Below are 20,024 nucleotides of genomic sequence, written 5' to 3'. Positions count from 1 at the left end.
AAAAAAGCACGGATCGGAAAAGTACAGCGGTATGTGAGAGGCAAAGGCTGATGGCTACTGTAAGTCTGACGGCCAAAATTTACTTTTGGCCGTCAGGAAATCACGCTTTATGTCGGTTATCAGGTAAGAATATGGTCAGTATCCCCAGTAGTGGCAGGAAAGCACATATTTTGTAGACCAAATCGATGCTGGTATGGTCGGCAATCAGCCCTAACACCGCGGCTCCCAAGCCGCCCATGCCGAAGGCAAAACCGAAAAATAGCCCAGAAACCATGCCGATACGGCCAGGAAGCAGCTCCTGCGCGTAGACCAGAATGGCAGAAAACGCCGATGCGAGGATAAAACCAATGATCACGGTTAAAATCCCGGTCCATTCCAGCGTTGCGTAGGGTAAAAAGAGGGTAAAGGGTGCTACGCCGAGGATAGAGCCCCAAATAACATATTTTCTGCCAATTTTATCGCCCAATGGTCCACCAATCACCGTCCCGGCTGCGACGGCAAACAGGAAGGCAAACAGGTGAAACTGGGCATTTTGTACCGATAATCCGAATTTTTGCATCAGATAAAAGGTGTAATAGCTGCTGATGCTCGCCATATAGAAGTATTTGGAGAAAATCAGCACCAGCAGGATGCTTACCGCCAGTACCACTTTATTCCGTGGTAACGGATTCACGATGGCGACTTTCGGTTTTCCTTTACTCATCCGGTGCTGCGCGGCATACCAACGGCTGATTTGCGCCAGAACGACAATCGCTAATAACGCAGCCAGCACAAACCAAGCCACATTACCCTTACCATATGGCGCGATGATGACAGCCGCCAGTAACGGTCCCAGAGAGCTACCGAAGTTGCCGCCAACCTGGAAAATTGACTGGGCAAGACCGTGACGACCGCCGGAGGCCATTCGCGCCACGCGGGATGATTCCGGGTGAAATACCGAAGAGCCGGTACCAACCAGCGCTGCGGCGAGCAGGACCATATGGAAACTGCCGGCCATGGCCAGCAAAACAAGCCCACTCAGCGTGAAGCACATCCCAATGGGCAGCGACCACGGCATCGGGTATTTATCCGTCCAGTAACCCACAACCGGTTGCAGCAGTGAGGAAGCAAGCTGGAAGGTCAGGGTAATCATCCCTATCTGCATAAACGTCAGCGAGAACTCTGACTGCAATAGCGGATAAATCGCCAGGATCAGCGACTGGATCATATCGTTTAGCAGATGGGAGAGGCTGATTGCCCCTAAAATGCCAAATGAGGTGCGTGCTTTAGCAACCGACGCTGACGCGCCAGCCACTGGCTGGGTTGGTTCACTTATTGCCATAGAAAGTCACTTCTGTTTGGGTTGCGATTATGAGGGTAATCTAATTTGTTATTATTACCTGACTAACATACCTGCGGAAGGTGTTTGAAGGAAGTCTCATTTCTGAAAACATTTTCGGCTATTATTTTCAGTAGCTGTAATTTTATGCCCGAACTAATTCGACTTACAGGTAGGCGGCAAACGCGAGAGTCCCAGGAGCTTACTGCATAAGCGACAGGGGGAAGTGAGCGCAGCCAACGCACATGTAATTTGAAGGATAACGGGTATGGCGGTTGATATTGAGTCAGGGAGTGAAATATGAAGTTTTTAAAACGGGGCGTGGCGCTGGCGTTATTAGCCGCATTTGCGCTGGCAGGTCAACCTGCACAGGCGTACGAAAAAGATAAAACCTACAAAATTACCATTCTGCATACCAACGATCATCACGGTCACTTCTGGCGCAGCGAATACGGTGAATACGGGCTGGCGGCACAAAAAACGCTGGTGGACGGTATTCGTAAAGAGGTGGCTGAGGAAGGAGGCAGCGTACTGCTGCTTTCCGGTGGCGACATTAATACCGGCGTACCGGAGTCCGATCTGCAGGATGCTGAACCTGATTTTCGTGGAATGAACCTGATTGGCTATGATGCGATGGCGGTCGGAAACCACGAGTTTGATAATCCGCTTAGCGTATTGCGCCAGCAGGAAAAATGGTCCAAATTCCCGTTTCTCTCGGCCAATATCTATCAGAAAAGCACCGGCGAGCGTTTGTTTAAGCCGTGGGCCATCTTTAAGCGCCAGGATTTAAAAATTGCCGTACTCGGTTTAACCACTGACGATACGGCGAAAATTGGCAACCCAGAGTTCTTTACCGATATTGAGTTCCGTAAACCTGCTGATGAAGCCAAACTGGTTATCCAGGAACTGAATATGGGGGAAAAGCCGGACATCATTATTGCGACCACCCATATGGGACATTATGACAATGGCAATCACGGCTCGAACGCGCCTGGCGACGTAGAAATGGCGCGCAGCCTGCCGGCGGGATCGCTGGCAATGATTGTGGGTGGTCACTCGCAGGATCCGGTATGTATGGCCGCGGAAAACAAGAAGCAGGTTGATTACGTACCGGGTACGCCGTGTGCGCCAGACAAGCAAAACGGGATCTGGATTGTGCAGGCGCATGAGTGGGGGAAATACGTGGGGCGGGCGGACTTTGAGTTCCGCAATGGCGAAATGAAAATGGTTAACTACCAGCTCATCCCCGTCAACCAGAAGAAAAAAGTGACCTGGGACAACGGTAAAAGTGAGCGCGTACTCTACACCCCGGAAATTGCAGAAAATCAGCAAATGCTTTCACTGCTGACGCCGTTCCAGAATAAAGGTAAAGCGCAGCTCGACGTGAAAATTGGTAGCGTCAATGCGCGCCTCGAAGGCGACCGTAGCAAAGTCCGTTTCGTACAGACCAACATGGGGCATTTACTGCTGGCTGCGCAAATGGCGCGAACCAGCGCTGATTTTGGCGTGATGAGCGGCGGCGGTATCCGTGACTCCATCGAAGGCGGTGATATCACCTATAAGAGCGTGCTGAAAGTGCAGCCGTTCGGTAACATCGTGGTGTACGCCGACATGAGCGGGAAAGAGGTGATTGACTATCTGACCGCCGTGGCACAAATGAAGCCGGATTCCGGGGCCTATCCGCAGTTTGCCAATGTCAGCTTCGTGGCGAAAGACGGCAAGCTTAACGATTTGAAAATTAAAGGCGAACCCGTTGATCCAGCCAAAACCTATCGCATGGCAACGCTGAGCTTCAATGCCACCGGCGGCGATGGCTATCCGCGAATTGATAACAAGCCTGGCTATGTAAATACCGGGTTTATTGATGCGGAAGTGCTGAAAGAGTACGTGCAGAAGAACTCACCGCTCGATGCTGGTGCGTATGAGCCGAAGGGCGAGGTAAGCTGGCAGTAACAGGGCAATTTGGGGCATCATTTTATCCGCTCCTCCGGGCCGCCCTTCATGGCGGCCCAATAATCCTACTTATTACATCTACGCTCCGGTTCTTGCGCGCTGGCCGAGTCCAAACTGTCTTCACCAATCACACCCTGTAATCGCAGTAGGCTCAATCGCCGTATCACCGGGCAAAAGACAATTAATCACGGCGTGCGATATCGGCGAATTTCGCATCCAGAATTTTCGCCAAATCGCCCGCTGCCAGTTCAATATCCAGCCCGCGTTTGCCGCCGGACACATAAATGGTGTCAAACGTCTGGGCGGGAGCGTCGATGAGCGTCGGCAATCTTTTTTTCTGCCCCAGCGGGCTGATGCCGCCTACCAGATACCCGGTGGTTCGCTGCGCGATCATCGGATCGGCCATATCGACCTTTTTGGCTCCCAACGCCCTGGCGACTTTTTTGAGATCCAGTTGACCGGCTACCGGCGTAACGGCAACCGCCAGGTGCTTCATATCGCCATTCACGGCAACCAGTAGCGTTTTGTAGACCTGGTCCGCATTCAGACCTAACTTGCGTACCACTTCGTCACCAAAGTTCGTCTCGGACGGATCGTGATCGTAGGTGTGGATCTGGAAAGAAATTTTGTTTTTTTCGAGTAATTTAACGGCGGGTGTCATAGCAATTTTCCTGGCCCAGACAAAATACGACACAAGCATACGCCTGATGTCTGTCTAAAAAATAGTACCATCTTGCGCAATAGTGTTGGCAGGATGATGACTTTGAGCGACAATCGAACTACACCGATGCTTTAAGCGTCGGGATCATAATAATGATGAAATTCCTCTTTGACGGGCCAATAGCAATATTGGCCATTTTTTTACCGTAACATCTCCGGCAAATTTCCTTCTCCATACAAATGCAGCGCGCCAACGGCCACGACATAGTGCCCGGCAGGCATCGCCCTGAGTCGATCGCGCCAGGCCACATTACGCTGATGCATCAAAACGTCATACAGCGACTGGCTAAAAGTATTGGGTAGAGTGAGTTCGCTATTGCGTGGCGGCGTTTTAAGCCACCAGCCCATCATCTGTTGTAGCAGTCTGGCATTGGTGTGCCAGTGCGTCAGGGTATCGTCCAGCAGAGCCAGTCCGTTATCGGGTAACTGACACAACAGTTCGATTTGGCTGGATGCGCCTTCCAGCTCGATTATGGGTTTATGCACCTGTTTTGCCGCATTCAGAAGTTGGTAATCAATGCCGTATTCTGCCCGCAACCCTAACTGCTGCGCCTGCGTTGCCTGCAAGACCATGGCGATTTGCCACAGCGGCTGGGTAGACAGCAGGGAAGAGGAAATACCCAGCTCGTCGGTGACTTTGTGCAGATTATCTAGCAGCTCTGGGCTGATGCGCTCTTCCAGTGCGGCAAAGGTCGGAAGGTTGGCAAACGGCGCGTCGTCGCCGGAAACATCGGCTTCGACAATGAGCGCATCGGCACGCTGGAGCTTTTTGAGTAATTTGGCAGGCAGAGGCGCCATATCGCGGCTGCCCATGTGAATACTGCCAATCAGATGAAAATGGCGGTTTCCGGGCAAGGAGATGTCGATGGCAGGCCAGGTATAGTGGTTGCCGCGTAGCGCGGTGAAAAATGATTTTACCCGGTACAACAGATCCATACGGCCTCCCTAAGTAGACTTCCATGCTAGCGCGTGGTCCTGGAAGGTGCAAATACACTTCATCATTCGCTCAGCCTCTTTATTGGCAGCGAGCAAAAACCCCAGTCACATAGTTGGCTATGCTCCTGGGGTTTTTATACTTGCCGCCTTGAGGCAACGCGAATGATTTGGGGCCCCGTTCAGAGCGACATCCGGTAAAGGCTTACTCTTTAGGTTTGAAGCGCAGCAGTCGGTTAGCGTTGCTCACCACGGTAATGGAGGAGAGCGCCATCGCCGCCCCGGCAACGACCGGGTTGAGCAGTGTTCCGGTGAACGGCCACAAAATCCCGGCGGCAACGGGGATACCGATGCTGTTATAGATAAACGCGCCGAGCAGGTTCTGCTTCATATTGCGCAGCGTTGCCCGGGAGATAGACAGCGCATCGGCAACGCCCATCAGGCTATGGCGCATCAGCGTAATCGCGGCGGTTTCAATCGCCACATCGCTGCCGCCACCCATGGCAATCCCTACGTCAGCCTGAGCCAGCGCAGGCGCATCGTTGATACCGTCACCGACCATGGCAACCTGACGCCCCTGGCTCTGCAGACGTTTAATCGCCTCGGCTTTACCGTCCGGCAGAACGCCAGCAATCACCTCATCAATACCCGCCTCTTTGGCAATGGCGTTGGCGGTCGTTGGGTTGTCGCCGGTGAGCATCACCAGACGATACCCGGCGCGGTGCAGACGCTGGAGTGCTGCCACGCTGTCGCTACGCAGAGGATCACGTACCGCTAACAGCGCTGCCGCTTTACCGTCAATCGCTAACAGTACTGGGGTTGAGCCTTGGGAAGCCTGAGCGGTGATTTCAGCCTCCATTTCAGTGGTATCTACCTGCTGTTCATTGAGCAGCGCCTGGTTTCCCAGCAGCAGCGAATGACCTTCCGTTTCGCCACTGACGCCTAAACCGCGCAGCGTACGGAAACCGTTGACCTGCGGCAGCGTGACATCACCTGCTTTGTCCAGAATCGCCCTGGCTAACGGGTGGCTGGAACCCTGTTCAAGGGCCGCTGCCAGACGAATTGCCAGCGCTTCGTCGGTATTGCCAAACGTTTTGATGGCGACAACCTGTGGTTTGCCTTCAGTTAGCGTCCCGGTTTTATCAAACACGATGGTATCGAGCGTGCTGGCGCGCTGCAGCGCATCGGCATCACGTACCAGCACACCAAATTCAGCGGCACGCCCGACGCCGGAAATAATCGACATCGGCGTTGCCAGACCCAGCGCACAAGGGCAGGCAATAATCAGGACGGTGGTGGCGATTACCAGCGTATAGACAATCTGCGGCGCCGGTCCAAAGAAATACCAGATAGCCGCACTGACCAGCGCAATGGCGACCACGACCGGAACGAACACCGACGAGATGCGGTCGGCCAGTTTGCCAATCTCCGGTTTGCTGCTTTGTGCCTGGCGCACCATACGAATAATGCGCGACAGCGTGGTGTGACTGCCAACAGCGCTGGCGCGGAACAGCACGCTACCGTCCTGTACGACCGTACCGGCGTGGACGCTATCGCCTGCGCCTTTTTGCTGTGGAATCGGCTCACCGGTCAGCATGGCCTCATCCAGCCAGGCTTCACCCTGAGTGATTTCGCCATCAACCGGAACGCGGTCACCGGTGGTCAGGCGCAGCAACATTCCAGCCTGCACCTCTGCCAGCGGCACGTTCTTTTCACCTTCGTCAGTGACGACGCGTGCGGTCGGCGGTGTCAGATCGAGCAGTTTTTCCAGTGCTTTAGACGAGCGTTGGCGAGCCCGCGCTTCCAGCATGTGTCCGAGGTTAATCAGACCGATAATCATGGCACTGGCTTCATAATAGAGGTGTCGCGCTTCCATCGGGAACCATTGTGGCCAGAGGTTGACGCTCATGGAATAGAGCCATGCCACCCCCGTACCCAGCGCCACCAACGTATCCATGGTCGCGGTGCCGTTCATCAGGCTTTTCCACGCATTGCGGTAAAAGTGACCGCCCGCGAAAACCATCACGGCAAGCGTTGCCAGACCAATCATCAGCCACAGGCTGCGGTTGTCGTCGCTCACCATCATGTTGTCGCCAATCATGCCCCATACCATCACCGGGATACCCAGGAGCAGCGCGACGGCTGCCTGCCAGCGAAAACGTTTCATGGTTGCCACGGCGGTTTCTTGCTGACGTTCGCGACGCTTAGCATCATCTTCAATCGCTTCTGCGCCGTAGCCCGCTTTTTCAACCGCTTGTACTAAATCTGCGGCGGAGGCACTGCCCATTACCAGCGCAGTGCGTTCCGCCAGGTTTACCCGTGCCTGCGTGACGCCCGGTACACTTTGCAATGCATTTTGTACGCGGGTCACACAACTGGCGCAGCTCATGCCGTTTAACAGCAACTGTTGGCTGTCATCATCAGCCGTAGCTGCCGGAAGCTCGGAAGGGACCGCTGCCAGTGCTTCCGACGGGATTGATGACTCCGTCAGCGGTTTAGCCTTTGGGTGGCTTAACTCCGCGCCGTAACCGGCTTGTTTAATGGTTTCAATCAGCGCTTCTGCGCTGGCGCTCCCGGTAACATGCGCTTCTGTCACGGTGACATCCGCTTGCTCAACGTCCGGACGTTGTTCCAGACTTTCTTTAACGCGTTTTACGCAGTGACCACAGGACAGGCCGTCCAGGGTTAGATCGATTGTTTGAGACATAACCAACTCCTTTTTTGCAGGATTAACTGACTGTGATAAAGGTTAAACCTTCCAGCAAGGGGAAGGTCAAGGGCGTTTTTAGAAAAGGTGAAAAAAGGGTGTAAAGGGAGAAAAACGGGAACGCCATGTCAGGGGTTCCCGGTCTGTTATTGATTGAGGACGATAATCGGCGTTCGATGCTCCGGTTCATTTATGACCGTGAGATCGGCACCGTACAGCGCGTTCAGCGACCGTTGCTTCAGAACATCCTGCGGATATCCGTTATCAACTATCCTGCCGCGTTCCATCAATACCACACGGTCGGCATAGCGCGCCGCGAGGTTGAGATCGTGCAGGACGCAGCAGACGTTAAACTGTCGTTCACGCACCAGACGACGTAGCAGACGAAAAAGGTGCTGCTGGTGGTGAATATCCAGCGCGGAGGTGGGTTCATCAAGAAACAACCATTTCGGCCCAGGCTCGGGCTCCCAAAGCTGAACCAGCAGGCGCGCCAGTTGTACCCGCTGTTGTTCTCCTCCCGAGAGATGCCGGTAATCGCGTGCGGCCAGCGCCTGGCAATCACACAATGCCATGATGTACTCCGTTTCATCGCCCGTGTTGCGCGTACGATACGGATGTCTGCCCATGCGAATGACCTCCTGAACGCTAAACGGGAAGGCCATATGACTATTCTGGCGCATCACGGCACGGGTTTTTGCCAGCTCGGTGATTGACCACTTGTCCAGCGGCTTGCCAAACATGCTACAACGCCCACTGTGGGGCTGCAGATATCCCGTAAGCTGGCGTAGCAGCGTCGATTTCCCGGCTCCGTTCGGGCCAAGAATCGCGATGATCTCTCCATCAGGTAGCGTCAGGGAAACGTCGTCGGTCAGTCGTCTTCCCTGAATATGGTAGACCAGATTTTCAGCGACGATCATGACACCCTCCGGCTACGCAGTATTAACCACAGGAAATACGGTCCACCGATCAGGCTGGTTAACAGGCCAACGGGCATTTCGGCTGGCTGAACAAGTGTGCGGGCCAACGTGTCGGCAATCAGAAGTAAACAGGCACCGGCCAGCGTAGAGCAGGGAATCAACCAGCGATGATCGGCGCCGGTCGTCATTCTGATCAGATGCGGGATCACCAGGCCAATAAAGCCAATTACGCCGCTGACGGAAACCGCAGCGCCAACCAGGAGCGAACTGAGCAACAGTAACTGCTGACGCTTACGTTTGACGTTTACGCCGAGGTAATGCGCCTCTTCATCACCCAACTGCAGTAAATTAAGCGTTCCCGCCATGCAGATGGTTATAACAATGGCTGGAAGAATAAACGTGCTGGCAACCAACAGCGTTGGCCACTGGGCCTGGCCGAGATTTCCCATCATCCACAATGTAAGTTGACGTAGCTGCTGCTCGTCGCCCACATAGCTCAGTACGCCAATAGCCGAACCGCACAGGGCATTGATAGCGATACCGGCTAACAGCAGTTGCATCATTCCACCGTGGTTATGACGCTGGCTTATCAGGAAAATAATCGTGCAGACCACCATGCTGCCTGCGACGGCAAAAATCATCTGCTCATACAGCACCAGCACTACGGGGAACGAAAATGGGATAACTATCGCGATGCCGACCATCAGCGCGGAGCCGCTGCTGACGCCAAGGAGGCCAGGATCGGCCATCGGATTGCGGAAAAGTCCCTGCATGATGACCCCAGCCGTCGCCAGCGCAGCACCGACCAGAACGGCCAGCAGCACGCGAGGCAGGCGGATGTTTAACCAGATATCACGATATTCGTCGTTGAACAGAGCGCTGAAGCTAATGTTCAGCGCCCCCTGGCTGGCACCGAAGAGCATCAGAGCAACCAGCAAAAGAGAAAGATCCGTCAGGATGCTGACGGAAGAAAGCGAGTCCTTAAGCACGTAACGCTCCATAACGTCTTTGCGGCGCGGAGTTCCCGCGCCGTGAGGGGTTTACGCGGGTTTCAGTCCCGGCTCAACCAAACTGTAAATCTGGTTATTGAGTGCCGGCGCAGTGGCCAGTTCGTGAATATGCTTCGCAACATCTGCACGCATTACAAAGCCGTGACACTCCTGAGCCTGTATTCGTTGCGCCTGGCCGGTGGCTGCACCGTTCAGCAAACCGCCGGGGCGGAGAATGGCGTAGTCCAGTCGACTGGTTTGTAGCCAGCTTTCAGCCAACGATTTTTCCCGTACAGCCTGACCAAATGCGGCCTTTGCGCGTGAAGAAAGAAAAGGCCAACTGTCACCGCAGCCGAGTGAGGTCACCAGAATCATGCGCTTGATCTCCGCTTTTTCTGCTTCATCAATGACGGTTCTGTGCGCCAGATAATCCTGGGCGCCGCCCATGGAGGAGATCACCGTGGCATGTTGACCCGCTGCGCGACAGGCACAGGCGGTGACCTGACTATCGCAGGCGTCGCCGATGAAGACCTGCACACCTTTTTCCTGCAACCCTGCAGCGACCTGTGCGTTGCGAACGACAACAATCACCGGACGTTGTTCCGCCAGTGCGAGTTCAAGCGTTTTCGCACCGACGCCGTTACCACCCGCACCAAAAATGAGCCATGGAGCCATCAGGCATGTTCCTTTAAAGATGAAGACAACGCGTGAAAGGCGCTAACCTGTTCGGCCAGTAGCTGTCGATGTTCATCCCGACCGAGGAAAATTTTGAACATCGCGCTACCCGCCTGGTTAAAGAAGAGAATGGACGCGGTGTCCATTCCCATAAATTTGCGTTCAATCAGGGCAATATGCGTACAGTTTTCTGCCTTGATATGACCGGTCATGCCTTTTTTGCCGCGCAGGTTGAAGTAGCCATGACGGTGGAATCCGGAAGGTAATTCACCGGTGAATTCCAGAATGACATCAGCAGTATGGACCAGGGTGGTGACTTTGCCCCATTCGCTGACGGTTTCCCAGACGGTATCAAATTGATCGCCGGAAACCAGCGTCGGGGAGGGGAGGTTTTTCACCACCTCCAGCAGCGTGGTGTTGTACTGGGCAGCGATAGCTTCCAGCGTACCGTCCGGTTCAGTTTTCAAAAAATCCTGTAAAGAGACATGGCTCATAATTCACTCCTGGTATGGTTGTTCTACCGCAATGCGCGGCGCGTTAAGTGCCTGAATAAGTTCATCAAGAGACTGCAAAATATTGCTCGCCCAAAAACGCCCTTCATTGGTCAGGCGCACACAGGTGCTGGCATCTCGCGTCAGTCCTGCGTGATGCCATTGGGTCAGTAGCGGGGTCAGTTTTTGTGCATGAGGCGTCAGTTCATCCAGCGGAACGCGGGCCGTTTCAATGCCCGCCTGGAGAGTGTGTCGCCACTGGAAACCACGCTCGGCGGTACGCATCATCATCATTAGTGGTTTTTTCCCGGCGGCGATAGATTCATGCCATGTCGTCAGATTGCGCTCGACCATCCAGGAATAGCCATTGACTGATCCCCCGGCGCCTGAGCCGAATGCCAGACAGTCCGCTCCCTGTTTAATCTGCAGGTTGTACAGATTGCGTTCACGCGTGGTACGCGCCCAGTGGCTGTTGCTGATGCAGCGCCAGCCCGCGCTGTCCATGAAATCGCAACCCTGAAGATAGAGATCGCGACGTTCGGCGGGAGAGGGAACGGTTGTGCGCCCGGTTTCAACTGCTTTGCCAAGCGGTGTATTGGGGATCAGGTTCAGCGCATAAAGATCTACGCCGTCGAGGCCGATGTCACGGGCAATCGCCAGATCGTCGCCCCACAGTTTTGCATCTTGTCCTGGCAGACCAAACAACAGATCGCATACCACGGCGGCACGATCCCGTTTTACCAGCCCCTGCATAAAGGCAATTGCGGTTGGGCCGTCCGAGGTGCGCGCCATTTTCTTGCGGATCCGGCTGTTAAAAGATTGAATACCGATCGAAAACCGATTGGCGCCAGCGTCAAGGCAGGCATCAATTCGCGCATCGTCAAAATTGAGCACTCGTCCCTCAATGGTAATTTCGCAGTCCGGCGCCAGCGGTAACTTTTCACGCAGCGCAGTGATGATTCTGCCCAGATCCCGTGCTGACAGCGCTGAAGGCGTACCGCCGCCAAAATAGACGGCGTGAATTGGGGCTGACTGATGTAATGCGCTATCGGCTTCCATCTCGATTTCGCGCAACAGCGCGTTGGTGTAGCGGGCGCAGTGATCTTCTTCGAACCGGTTTTGATAAAAACCGCAGAAAGTACAATGCGTTGCACAAAAAGGGATATGCAAGTACACCAGCCGTTTACGCGGCGGGGTAGGCTGGCTGATAACATCCTGCCAGGTTTGTGACAATAGCTCTTTGGCAATCGGGATCGCCCCGCGCCATGGCATTGTGGCGCGGCGATCCTTAAAGGGCTGACTTCCCTCAAGCGCAAAATGCGCGGTGAGATCCAGCGAGTGTTCAGTTTTCATTCTTTTTTATAAATCCAGTTAGTGAGGCCAGAATTGCTGGTGCAGGGCTTCAACCGCATCGGCGACGCGAGGCCCCATTCCCAGAATCAGCGCCTGGTCTACCGCCACAATGCGCTGATTTTTCCAGGCCGCAGTGTGGGTAATACCGGCAATCGCGCTCAGACGAGCCAGATCGCCATCCACCATTTGCGACGTCACCACGATCACCTCCGGGTTGGCGGCGATCAGCGACTCCGCGCTGTAACTTTTATACTGCGCGTGGGTGGCGACATTTTGTGCGCCTGCGAGGGTCATAATGGCATCGGCAACGCTGCCCTTGCCGGCGACCTGCGGCGCGCTGCCGCCAGCGGAGAGAATGAACATGGCTTTGACCGGCGCATTTTTCGCCGCCACGCTGTGCTGAACACGATCCAGACGTTGATGCAGGCGATTGACCAGCGCTTCACCTTGTTCAGGAATGCGCAGCGTTTGAGCCAGCTCCCGAATGTTGGCGTACATCTGCTCGACGGTGGCCGGTACGCGCGGCAATGTAACGACGTTAACTTTCTGCGCCCGGAGCTGATCCAAAACGATTTGAGGGCCTGCATCCTGCCAGGTGATAAAGCTGTCCGGGTGCAGCGATAAAATGCCCTCGCTGCTTAACTGCTTCCAGTAGCCGATATGCGGGAGTGCGGCAGTTTCAGGTGGGTACGAGGTGGTTTCATCGACGCCAACCACCAGGTTGCCGACGCCCATGGCGTAAATCAGTTCGCTAAGCGAACCGCCCGCCACCACCAGGCGTTCAGCGGACTGGGCGCTGAACACACAGGCGAGGCTCAGTAAGCCAATCATGAGTTTTTTCATCGTCAGAAATTCCACGCAAAGCCAACAGCGGCATTGAAACCAGCGTCTGGGATAGATTCATGCGCGGTTCTGTAACGCTTGTCGGTCAGGTTGTTGAGCGCGAGGTTGACCTGATACTGGTCCTGCGGACCAAACTCAGTGTTGAATGCGAGGTTTAGCGTGGCCCAGCCTGGGTAGTTTATTTCCGTGGTGCCGGTATTATCTTTGGCGCGGGACGCCGCGCGAATAAAGACATCGGACGTCACGTTAGCGGCATTCATCAACCAGGTATGTTTCAGGCCAACGCGCCCGGTCAGCGTGGGTTCGCCGGTATCCCAGGTTTTTATGGTGTTGCCTTCGTATTGACGGCGAATGAGATTACCGCCCAGGTAGGGGGAAACCGCCCAGCCGTTGTATTCTGCGGTTAATTCCATGCCCCAGGTTTTGGCACGATCGATGTTGTCGTAGTAGTAATAGCCGCCGCGGGAAGAGGTGGTGTTGCCGTTGCAAACGGGTTGGCCTGAACAGGCCAGACTGGCGATATAGTCTTTGGCTTCGGAGTAATAAATGGCGCCGTCAATCAGCCACATATTCCCTTTATACCGCGCGCCCAACTCATAGTTATTTGAGTGTTCCGCCTTCAGGTTTGGGTTGCCGTAGGTAACGCTGCCGCCGGCGGATGTCTGCATGAACAATTGAGTAAGCGTGGGGAAGACATAGCCCTGGGCGTATGCAGCCCGAAGTTCAAGATCTTCAAAGCCGGAATAGCGCAGGCTGGTCGAGGTCACCAGTTCATCATCGTGAACGGAATTTCCCCCGGTGGATTGCCAGGTGGTGCCGCTGCTTTGGATAGTTTGCGTATCGTTGCGATTGAGTTTCGAAGACAGCCAGTACTGGCGTGCGCCCACGGTCCACGTCCAGTCATCAGCAAAGCGCCAGTCGTTTTGCGCGAACAGTGAGGTGTTGCTTTGTTCCGCTTCGTTATATGACAGGGTACGGGTTTGCGTATCGAAGAAGCCGGTAGCCGCGGTCTGGCGCGTACTGCCGTCCGTGTCCTGTTTTATTTTGTCATGCTGATACTGAGTGCCAATCACCAGCGTGTTGTTAGCCGGAAGGGAGATATTGCCCTGCAGCGTTACACCCTGGGTATGTTGTTTGTCGTTGGTATTGGTTTGATTGCTTACCGTCAGCGCTTTAATCATCGGGCTGGGGATAATCTGGGTCGTTTTGACCCGGTTTTCAAATTTGCGCTCTATTGTCTGGGTGTATGCGTCAAAATGGATGTTCTTCAGGTAATCCCCGTCGGCCGCGTAGTCGTAGAAAAGACCGATTTTCTCGCGTTCCAGCTTAGGAATTTTGACGCTAAAGTCGTCGAACTGACCTTCGGGATCGTCAAACCAGGTTTGAGTGGATAGCTTATAACGGTCGAGTGAGAGTCCAATTTTGTGGCGATCGAGGTTGTAGCCAAGCCACACTCCCTGGCCGTTATTACGGAAGTTGGTGTCGGGCAATCTTCCGTCAGGTGTATCGCGATCCCCCTGGTCGGAATAGCTGCCATTGATACGGTAGTCAAAGTTACCGATGCTTCCCCAGGCTGCCGCTGACTCTTCCCATCCTGCCGTTGCGGAGTTATAAACAGCCTTAACGCTACCACCCAGAGGCTTATCGCCGCCTTTTTTGGTAATAAAGTTCACGACGCCGCCAATTGCCTGCGAACCGTAGAGGACAGAATAAGGGCCTTTGACCACTTCAATGCGTTCCAGCGCGGATTCGTCAATCAGTAAACCGGCTCCGTAGTTTTGTCCGGCACGTTGGTAGCTGACGACCTGGCCGTCTATCAAAATCAGCACCCGCGAAGAAGCTTCGCCACGGATACGAATTTGTTTCCGACCTGCGAGAGCGTTATCGGTAACTTCGACGCCGGGGATATCTTGTAAATCATCAGCAAGAGAAACGCTGGTGGAGTTTTGTAGCGTCTGGCGATCGATAACCTGAATGGTTGCCGGGCTATCCCAGAGACTACTTTCTGTGCGGTTAGCCGTAACGATCACCGTATCTTCGTCGGACGTTGAACCGTGTGTTGGAGAGGTCGCTGCAAAAGTAGCGCCTGACATGCATAATGTCAGGGCTGAAAGAATAAATGGCCTTTGATTAATCCGTGGCAACATAAGAGAACCTTTATTGAATGTAAATGATCATCATTATCATTCGCGTTTGTATATAAAATTGTTTCCCTTTGTTCAAGATGAAAGGTGCAGAACCGATACATCTTTTGATTTGAGTCAATTTTGCGTGGTCAATAAATGCTGAAATGTGATCTGAATCGGATATAACAATGTGAATTAAAAGGATTTGTGCATCGCTGTGATGGTGGAAAATGCGCGGGGTTCTTGGGTAAAGGATTACGGCAATGTGGGCTATAATGTGGCTCAGTACCAACAAGATCAGCGGGGGAAATGTGAATATTAGCGATGTTGCGAAAAAAACCGGTTTAACCAGCAAAGCGATACGCTTTTACGAAGAAAAGGGGTTAGTGACGCCGCCGCTGCGTAGCGAAAATGGCTATCGCACATACAACCAACAGCATCTGAATGAGCTTACGCTGTTGCGACAGGCACGACAGGTTGGTTTTAACCTGGAAGAGTGCGGCGAGTTGGTGAACCTGTTTAACGATCCGGCGCGTCACAGCGCAGATGTGAAAAAGCGTACGTTAGAAAAGGTGGCGGATATTGAGCGCCATATCAGCGAGCTGCAGGCTATGCGCTTGCATTTGTTGGCGCTGGCGGAGAGTTGCCCTGGCGATGACAGCGCCGAATGCCCGATTATTGATAATCTCTCCGGCTGCTGCCACCATAAAGCGAAGGCTTAACGGAGTGGCGGATTAAGCATAAACACCACAGTGCCGCGGTACCACGGTGATTTCTCAAGCTGCGCTTCAGCCTGCGGGTCCCGGCTACCGTTTTGTACCAGCCCCAGCTTAAATGGAATGCGCAGACGACTGAGGGCGGGCAGATACGCCTGATAATTCGGTACCGTGTGACGTCCCTGATAGCTCTGGACCACCAGTTCATCGACCGCCAGCGCGTTCAGCGTGGCGACGTCGCCCGTTTTTGCCCAATCCAGTAGTCCGGTTACGCCAAGTGCAAACTCGGTCGGTAGCCGTTGGCGTAACTGCTGCAGAAAGTGGGCGTAATCGGCAAGCTGATGGGTCGCCGCGTCAAAATCAACCTGCAGGCCGATGACGTGATTTCCGGCCGCCTGCCAGCGTTGCATCAAGCGTATGATGCGCGCCGGGATCTCCTCCGGTACGTCGAGTGTGGTAAAGCGCACGGTCAACCAGATAGAGGGGAAAGTCAGGCGATTGACCGGCAGCCCGAGACGCTGGAACACCACGTGACCTGAACGAACCAGGACTTCGCCCTGATGCAGATAGACTGTTTGTGCGTTTTTCAGCTCGTCACTGGCCTTCACTCCGGACCATAGCCAGAAGGCCGGATGTTCACGGGCGGCGACGATCTCCGCCGCCTGTGCCTGGCCGAGCAGTAGCGCAGTTACCAGTAGTATTTGAGTTTTTGCGCCCACGGACTTCCCGGATACTGCGTTTTCAGTTGGGTGAACCAGCCTTTACGCTGTAGTTTATCCACTTCCTCACCGCCGCACTCGTTAGAGCCTGAAGGCGCATAGCACATGATGGCGCGATACAGCGCAAAGCTCTTATCTTCAACCTCTGCTTTTGGCGATGTGATCACCTGCTGGTAGTAGCTTTGCCTGTCGAACTGGCCGAACGGTTTCTTGCGCGAGATTGCTGATTCAAGCACATCGTTGCCGGAACTGTTTTTCCATAAATCAACGTGGGTTTGCGTAGTGCGGAAAAATTCGCCTAAGCAGTTCAGGGCGTGGGCATCATGCGCTTGTTTGCTCAGAACTGTTACCGTTTCATTGAGGCTGCGACAGGTATAACCGCTCTCGGCAGAGTCGCCGTTCCAGTCGAAAATACTCAGATTAACGTCATCAAACGCTTCGCCAATGACCGGCGGCGTAATGGCGCTGGCCAGTTTTCTGTCATTCAGCCAGTCGTCAAAGCGATGCTCAGTGAGATCCCGCACCAGCAGCGTATGCAGGGCGATGGTACGCTCTTCGTTATTAGGACCGTGGACGGCTTGCTGGCGCAGTAGTTCAGGCGTTGCCTGGGTTTTCAGCACCTGCGAGCGAAAGCGCAGGTTAGTTACTGCGCTTTCCGGGGCGAAAATTGCCGCCACGTCGCCGCTATAAACCAGCGTCGCGGCTAGCTTAGCCTGCACATACTGCTGCTGTTCGTTGTCCTGGCTGAGCTTCAGCAATGTCTGCCAGAAATCACGTGCCGTGGTCCATTTCTTCTGGCCCATCAGCGCTTCGCCGTACAGCACCTGTTCGCTGAAGGCCAGCGTATCGTGGGCCGGAAGTTTCTGCGCCGGAGTAACTGCCGAAATAATCGCCGCGTAGTTGCCCGTTGCCAGCCACAGATTCAACTGCAGATCGCGCCATAGCGGCAGTTTTTGGCTCTGCTCAAACACCGGTTTGCTGGCGTCAAGCTGGGCCTGCGTCAGCGTTGGTTTGTTGTTGTTATTCAGGCGCAACGCGCGCAGCAGTTCGATATAGCTGACAAGCGGCGCATCGGGGAAAGCCTCCACCACGGACTGTTCGTAGAACGCCATGCCGTAGACATTATCGTATTCGATGACGATCTCACGCAGTTGCTGTGCGTCAGCCGACTGCTGGAGCGTCTGCTCATACAACCCCGCCAATTGCGGCCACGCCTGTAAATACCAGTTGATACGACGCAGCATACCGTGCGAGGAAGCGGCGTACAGGCCTTGTGGGTAGTGTTGCAGATAGGCTTGCGCCAGCGTCTGAGCCTGAGAAGCGTCCTCGCGGTTAATTTTTGCGATATCAAAATCGCCGTACTCGCCCACGCTGTTCTGGCTGCTTTTGTTCAACGCCGCACGTATCAGCATGTATTGCGCGGTCTCAGCCAGCCACGGACGATCGCTTTTGGCTAGCTGAGCGAAATCCTGTTCGGCGCTGGCATAATCACCGGCATAAAAACTGGCGGCCGCTGCCAGATAGCTTTTGTAGGACTGAGCTGGAGAATCTGCCGGGAGAGTGGCAAGCGATGACTCAATCTGCTCGCGGGTTGCCCCGGATAACAGTCCTGTGCGCGCCTGGGCCAGGGCCTGACGCTGATTTGCCGTTAACGTTGAGTCGGCCAGCAGTGCGGCAAAAAATGCGCTGACGCTCGCGGTATTATTCGAAACATGACGGTTCTCAAGCTCAGCGTCGTTGACGTTTATTTCGTCTGCGCTAATGTTCAGTTCGGCTATCTGTCGGGACAGGGGGCTGTCTTCGGCAGATACCTGCGCTGCGGCTGGCTGCGGGGCAATGTCATCCCACTGCGGATGATACGCAAAATAGAAATCGCGGGAGCGGGTGATGTCCGCCGGCATCGACTGCACCGGCAGAGCAAATGATTTCTCCTGGCTCAGCAGCCGCAGCAGGTTATCGCGGCTGTCGTTTTCCGGGTTGAAGGTGGGCGTGCCTTTCAGCAGGCAGCTGTCGTCGCTCCATTTGCAGTCTTCCATATCGAAAGAGGCGAATACCTGCGGGGCGGCGGCCAATAATGAGCAAAGGGCAAAGGCAAGGGGTGTCTTCCTGACCATAGTCTTATTTCCTGTCTTTTTAGTGTGATACCGCTGTAATAATCAGGGTAATTCCCTCAACGGCAATGACTTCAACCTGCGTTCCGGCGCTCAAATCGTCGCGGGCGCTGACGGGCCATGAGCTGTCGCCGACGCGCATATGTCCGCGGCCATTGACCAGGGCAGTTTCCAGAATAAATCGACGGCCAACTAACTGCTGCCCGCGCTGGTTAAGATGGCTGTCGGCGGGTTTCTGATCTTGTACGCGCCTTGCCAACCACTTCCACCACAGCCAGGCCGCCAGCAGGGTGAGTACGGCGAACATCGCCCCCTGCCACGCCCAGTCAAGCGGGATGAGCCACACTACCAGGCCGGTAATCACCGCCGCCACGCCGCTCCACAGCAGATAGCCGTTACCGCCCAGCATCTCGGCGGCGAGTAGCAGACCGCCGAGGCTGAGCCAGAAGATGTGCGGGTGCACCAGAATCATCGCTATCATGATTTTTTCCGTTCGCTGGCGCTGTCTTTCACCAGTTCGGCGATCCCGGCAATGGATCCCATCAGGCTGCTGGCATCCAGCGGCATCATCACCACTTTGCTGTTATTCGACGAACCGATGTGCTGCAGCGCTTCGGTGTATTTCTGCGCCACGAAGTAGTTCACGGCCTGAATATCCCCGGCGGCAATGGCCTCCGAAACCATCTGCGTCGCGCGGGCCTCGGCTTCTGCGGAACGTTCACGCGCTTCAGCCTGTAAAAATGCCGACTGGCGTTCACCTTCCGCTTTGAGGATTTTCGACTGCTTCTCACCTTCGGCCTTGACGATTTCTGCCTGACGGATCCCTTCCGCTTCAAGAATATAGGCGCGCTTGGTGCGTTCGGCTTTCATCTGCGCGTTCATGGCGTCGATAAGTTCTGCTGGGGGACGCACATCGCGGATTTCAATACGGGTGATTTTAATGCCCCAGGGATTCGTGGCCTCATCAACGATATGCAGCAGGCGCGTGTTGATGTTGTCACGCTGGGAGAGCATTTCATCGAGTTCCATCGAGCCGAGAACGGTACGAATATTGGTCATGGTCAGGTTGATGATCGCCAGTTCCAGGTTGCTGACCTCATAAGCCGCTTTTGGCGCGTCGATCACCTGAATAAAGCAGACGGCATCGATCGCGACGTTGGCGTTGTCTTTGGAGATGACTTCCTGAGAGGGGATATCAAGCACCTGTTCCATCATGTTGATCTTACGACCGATGCGGTCCATGAACGGTACAACAAGGTTTAAACCCGGTTGCAGGGTTTTGGTGTAACGGCCAAAACGCTCGACCGTCCACTGATATCCCTGCGGGACGATTTTGACGCCAGCACCGACGATGACCAGCGCGACAAAAATGAGAATAGGAATAAAAATGAGCATTGATGAAACCTCCTGTTGTGTTGTCCTTTACTGCCTCATTAGTCAAATTATACCCGAT

17 protein-coding genes are annotated in these 20,024 nt (G+C 54.5%); 2 read left to right on the top strand and 15 right to left on the bottom strand.

The features are described 5' to 3' along the window. Window positions 1–100: 100 nt before the first annotated feature. Window positions 101–1,321, bottom strand: coding sequence for a fosmidomycin MFS transporter (fsr, locus tag HV037_RS17955; protein WP_016155879.1), 1,221 nt, complete (start codon window positions 1,319–1,321; stop codon window positions 101–103). 297 nt (window positions 1,322–1,618) lie between these two features. On the opposite strand from fsr, the gene ushA reads away from it, so the two are divergent. Continuing rightward, window positions 1,619–3,271 carry a bifunctional UDP-sugar hydrolase/5'-nucleotidase UshA gene (gene ushA / locus HV037_RS17950; RefSeq protein ID WP_181500125.1) on the top strand — a complete coding sequence of 551 codons (1,653 nt, stop codon included), beginning with the start codon at window positions 1,619–1,621 and terminating at the stop codon, window positions 3,269–3,271. A gap of 181 nt (window positions 3,272–3,452) precedes the next feature. On the opposite strand, the gene ybaK is transcribed toward ushA, so the two are convergent. The 10 genes from ybaK to HV037_RS17900 form a co-directional block, all read right to left on the bottom strand. Next, on the bottom strand, window positions 3,453–3,932 hold the full coding sequence (gene ybaK, locus HV037_RS17945) for a Cys-tRNA(Pro)/Cys-tRNA(Cys) deacylase YbaK (protein ID WP_016152092.1): 480 nt from the start codon (window positions 3,930–3,932) through the stop codon (window positions 3,453–3,455). A 200-nt stretch (window positions 3,933–4,132) separates the two neighbouring features. Then, the gene (locus HV037_RS17940) at window positions 4,133–4,927 is read right to left on the bottom strand and encodes a TraB/GumN family protein (RefSeq protein WP_016155882.1); all 795 of its coding nucleotides are present in this window, start codon (window positions 4,925–4,927) and stop codon (window positions 4,133–4,135) included. 202 nt (window positions 4,928–5,129) lie between these two features. After that, window positions 5,130–7,631: a copper-exporting P-type ATPase CopA gene (copA, locus tag HV037_RS17935; protein ID WP_016155883.1), complete on the bottom strand. Its 2,502-nt coding sequence runs from the start codon at window positions 7,629–7,631 to the stop codon at window positions 5,130–5,132. 146 nt (window positions 7,632–7,777) lie between these two features. After that, window positions 7,778–8,548: a heme ABC transporter ATP-binding protein gene (locus HV037_RS17930; protein WP_019076187.1), complete on the bottom strand. Its 771-nt coding sequence runs from the start codon at window positions 8,546–8,548 to the stop codon at window positions 7,778–7,780. Next, entirely contained in the window at window positions 8,545–9,537 is a 993-nt protein-coding gene (locus HV037_RS17925) for an iron ABC transporter permease (RefSeq protein ID WP_220131380.1), read from the bottom strand. Before HV037_RS17925 ends, HV037_RS17930 begins: the two co-directional genes overlap by 4 nt. A gap of 51 nt (window positions 9,538–9,588) precedes the next feature. Further along, a complete protein-coding gene (gene chuY, locus HV037_RS17920) occupies window positions 9,589–10,212 on the bottom strand; it encodes an anaerobilin reductase (RefSeq protein ID WP_103283560.1) in 624 nt (207 codons plus the stop codon). Next, window positions 10,212–10,706: a heme utilization cystosolic carrier protein HutX gene (gene hutX / locus HV037_RS17915; RefSeq protein ID WP_016155886.1), complete on the bottom strand. Its 495-nt coding sequence runs from the start codon at window positions 10,704–10,706 to the stop codon at window positions 10,212–10,214. The genes chuY and hutX overlap by 1 nt, the downstream gene beginning before the upstream one ends. Before the next feature lie 3 nt (window positions 10,707–10,709). Continuing rightward, window positions 10,710–12,056 carry a heme anaerobic degradation radical SAM methyltransferase ChuW/HutW gene (gene hutW, locus HV037_RS17910; protein ID WP_103283561.1) on the bottom strand — a complete coding sequence of 449 codons (1,347 nt, stop codon included), beginning with the start codon at window positions 12,054–12,056 and terminating at the stop codon, window positions 10,710–10,712. Window positions 12,057–12,074: 18 nt separating this feature from the next. After that, the gene (locus tag HV037_RS17905; protein WP_103283562.1) at window positions 12,075–12,899 is read right to left on the bottom strand and encodes an ABC transporter substrate-binding protein; all 825 of its coding nucleotides are present in this window, start codon (window positions 12,897–12,899) and stop codon (window positions 12,075–12,077) included. Window positions 12,900–12,901: 2 nt separating this feature from the next. Next, complete coding sequence (locus tag HV037_RS17900) at window positions 12,902–15,046, bottom strand: TonB-dependent receptor (protein WP_103283563.1); 2,145 nt, start codon at window positions 15,044–15,046, stop codon at window positions 12,902–12,904. A 290-nt stretch (window positions 15,047–15,336) separates the two neighbouring features. Between HV037_RS17900 and cueR the strand changes: the two genes are divergently transcribed. Then, entirely contained in the window at window positions 15,337–15,747 is a 411-nt protein-coding gene (gene cueR / locus HV037_RS17895) for a Cu(I)-responsive transcriptional regulator (protein WP_029139441.1), read from the top strand. Here the strand turns inward: cueR and HV037_RS17890 are convergent. Genes HV037_RS17890 through HV037_RS17875 form a run of 4 tightly spaced genes read right to left on the bottom strand, consistent with a single transcriptional unit; the run spans window position 15,744 to window position 19,966 of the window. After that, complete coding sequence (locus tag HV037_RS17890; RefSeq protein ID WP_103283564.1) at window positions 15,744–16,460, bottom strand: DUF3142 domain-containing protein; 717 nt, start codon at window positions 16,458–16,460, stop codon at window positions 15,744–15,746. The genes cueR and HV037_RS17890 overlap by 4 nt on opposite strands. Beyond that, complete coding sequence (locus tag HV037_RS17885) at window positions 16,430–18,574, bottom strand: hypothetical protein (RefSeq protein WP_103283565.1); 2,145 nt, start codon at window positions 18,572–18,574, stop codon at window positions 16,430–16,432. Before HV037_RS17885 ends, HV037_RS17890 begins: the two co-directional genes overlap by 31 nt. A 19-nt stretch (window positions 18,575–18,593) precedes the next feature. Further along, entirely contained in the window at window positions 18,594–19,052 is a 459-nt protein-coding gene (locus HV037_RS17880) for an NfeD family protein (RefSeq protein WP_016152105.1), read from the bottom strand. Further along, window positions 19,049–19,966 (bottom strand): SPFH domain-containing protein, encoded by a 918-nt coding sequence (locus HV037_RS17875; RefSeq protein ID WP_016152106.1) that lies wholly within the window; start codon window positions 19,964–19,966, stop codon window positions 19,049–19,051. The genes HV037_RS17880 and HV037_RS17875 overlap by 4 nt, the downstream gene beginning before the upstream one ends. Between the last annotated feature and the right edge of the window lie 58 nt (window positions 19,967–20,024).

It is taken from the genome of Citrobacter sp. RHBSTW-00017, from assembly GCF_013797615.1.
Lineage (GTDB): Bacteria > Pseudomonadota > Gammaproteobacteria > Enterobacterales > Enterobacteriaceae > Citrobacter > Citrobacter braakii.
The sequence above is the reverse complement of the archived record's forward strand: the minus strand, read 5'-3'. Positions and strand labels throughout refer to the sequence as shown.

What these genes read in the sequence shown, in the direction of transcription:
- HV037_RS17875 (WP_016152106.1), bottom strand. Translation starts at nt 19,966, where the DNA reads ATGCTCATTTTTATTCCTATTCTCATTTTTGTCGCGCTGGTCATCGTC.
- HV037_RS17885 (WP_103283565.1), bottom strand. Translation starts at nt 18,574, where the DNA reads ATGGTCAGGAAGACACCCCTTGCCTTTGCCCTTTGCTCATTATTGGCC.
- HV037_RS17930 (WP_019076187.1), bottom strand. Translation starts at nt 8,548, where the DNA reads ATGATCGTCGCTGAAAATCTGGTCTACCATATTCAGGGAAGACGACTG.
- HV037_RS17940 (WP_016155882.1), bottom strand. Translation starts at nt 4,927, where the DNA reads ATGGATCTGTTGTACCGGGTAAAATCATTTTTCACCGCGCTACGCGGC.
- ybaK (WP_016152092.1), bottom strand. Translation starts at nt 3,932, where the DNA reads ATGACACCCGCCGTTAAATTACTCGAAAAAAACAAAATTTCTTTCCAG.
- ushA (WP_181500125.1), top strand. Translation starts at nt 1,619, where the DNA reads ATGAAGTTTTTAAAACGGGGCGTGGCGCTGGCGTTATTAGCCGCATTT.
- HV037_RS17905 (WP_103283562.1), bottom strand. Translation starts at nt 12,899, where the DNA reads ATGAAAAAACTCATGATTGGCTTACTGAGCCTCGCCTGTGTGTTCAGC.
- HV037_RS17880 (WP_016152105.1), bottom strand. Translation starts at nt 19,052, where the DNA reads ATGATAGCGATGATTCTGGTGCACCCGCACATCTTCTGGCTCAGCCTC.
- hutW (WP_103283561.1), bottom strand. Translation starts at nt 12,056, where the DNA reads ATGAAAACTGAACACTCGCTGGATCTCACCGCGCATTTTGCGCTTGAG.
- fsr (WP_016155879.1), bottom strand. Translation starts at nt 1,321, where the DNA reads ATGGCAATAAGTGAACCAACCCAGCCAGTGGCTGGCGCGTCAGCGTCG.
- HV037_RS17900 (WP_103283563.1), bottom strand. Translation starts at nt 15,046, where the DNA reads ATGTTGCCACGGATTAATCAAAGGCCATTTATTCTTTCAGCCCTGACA.
- chuY (WP_103283560.1), bottom strand. Translation starts at nt 10,212, where the DNA reads ATGGCTCCATGGCTCATTTTTGGTGCGGGTGGTAACGGCGTCGGTGCG.
- hutX (WP_016155886.1), bottom strand. Translation starts at nt 10,706, where the DNA reads ATGAGCCATGTCTCTTTACAGGATTTTTTGAAAACTGAACCGGACGGT.
- copA (WP_016155883.1), bottom strand. Translation starts at nt 7,631, where the DNA reads ATGTCTCAAACAATCGATCTAACCCTGGACGGCCTGTCCTGTGGTCAC.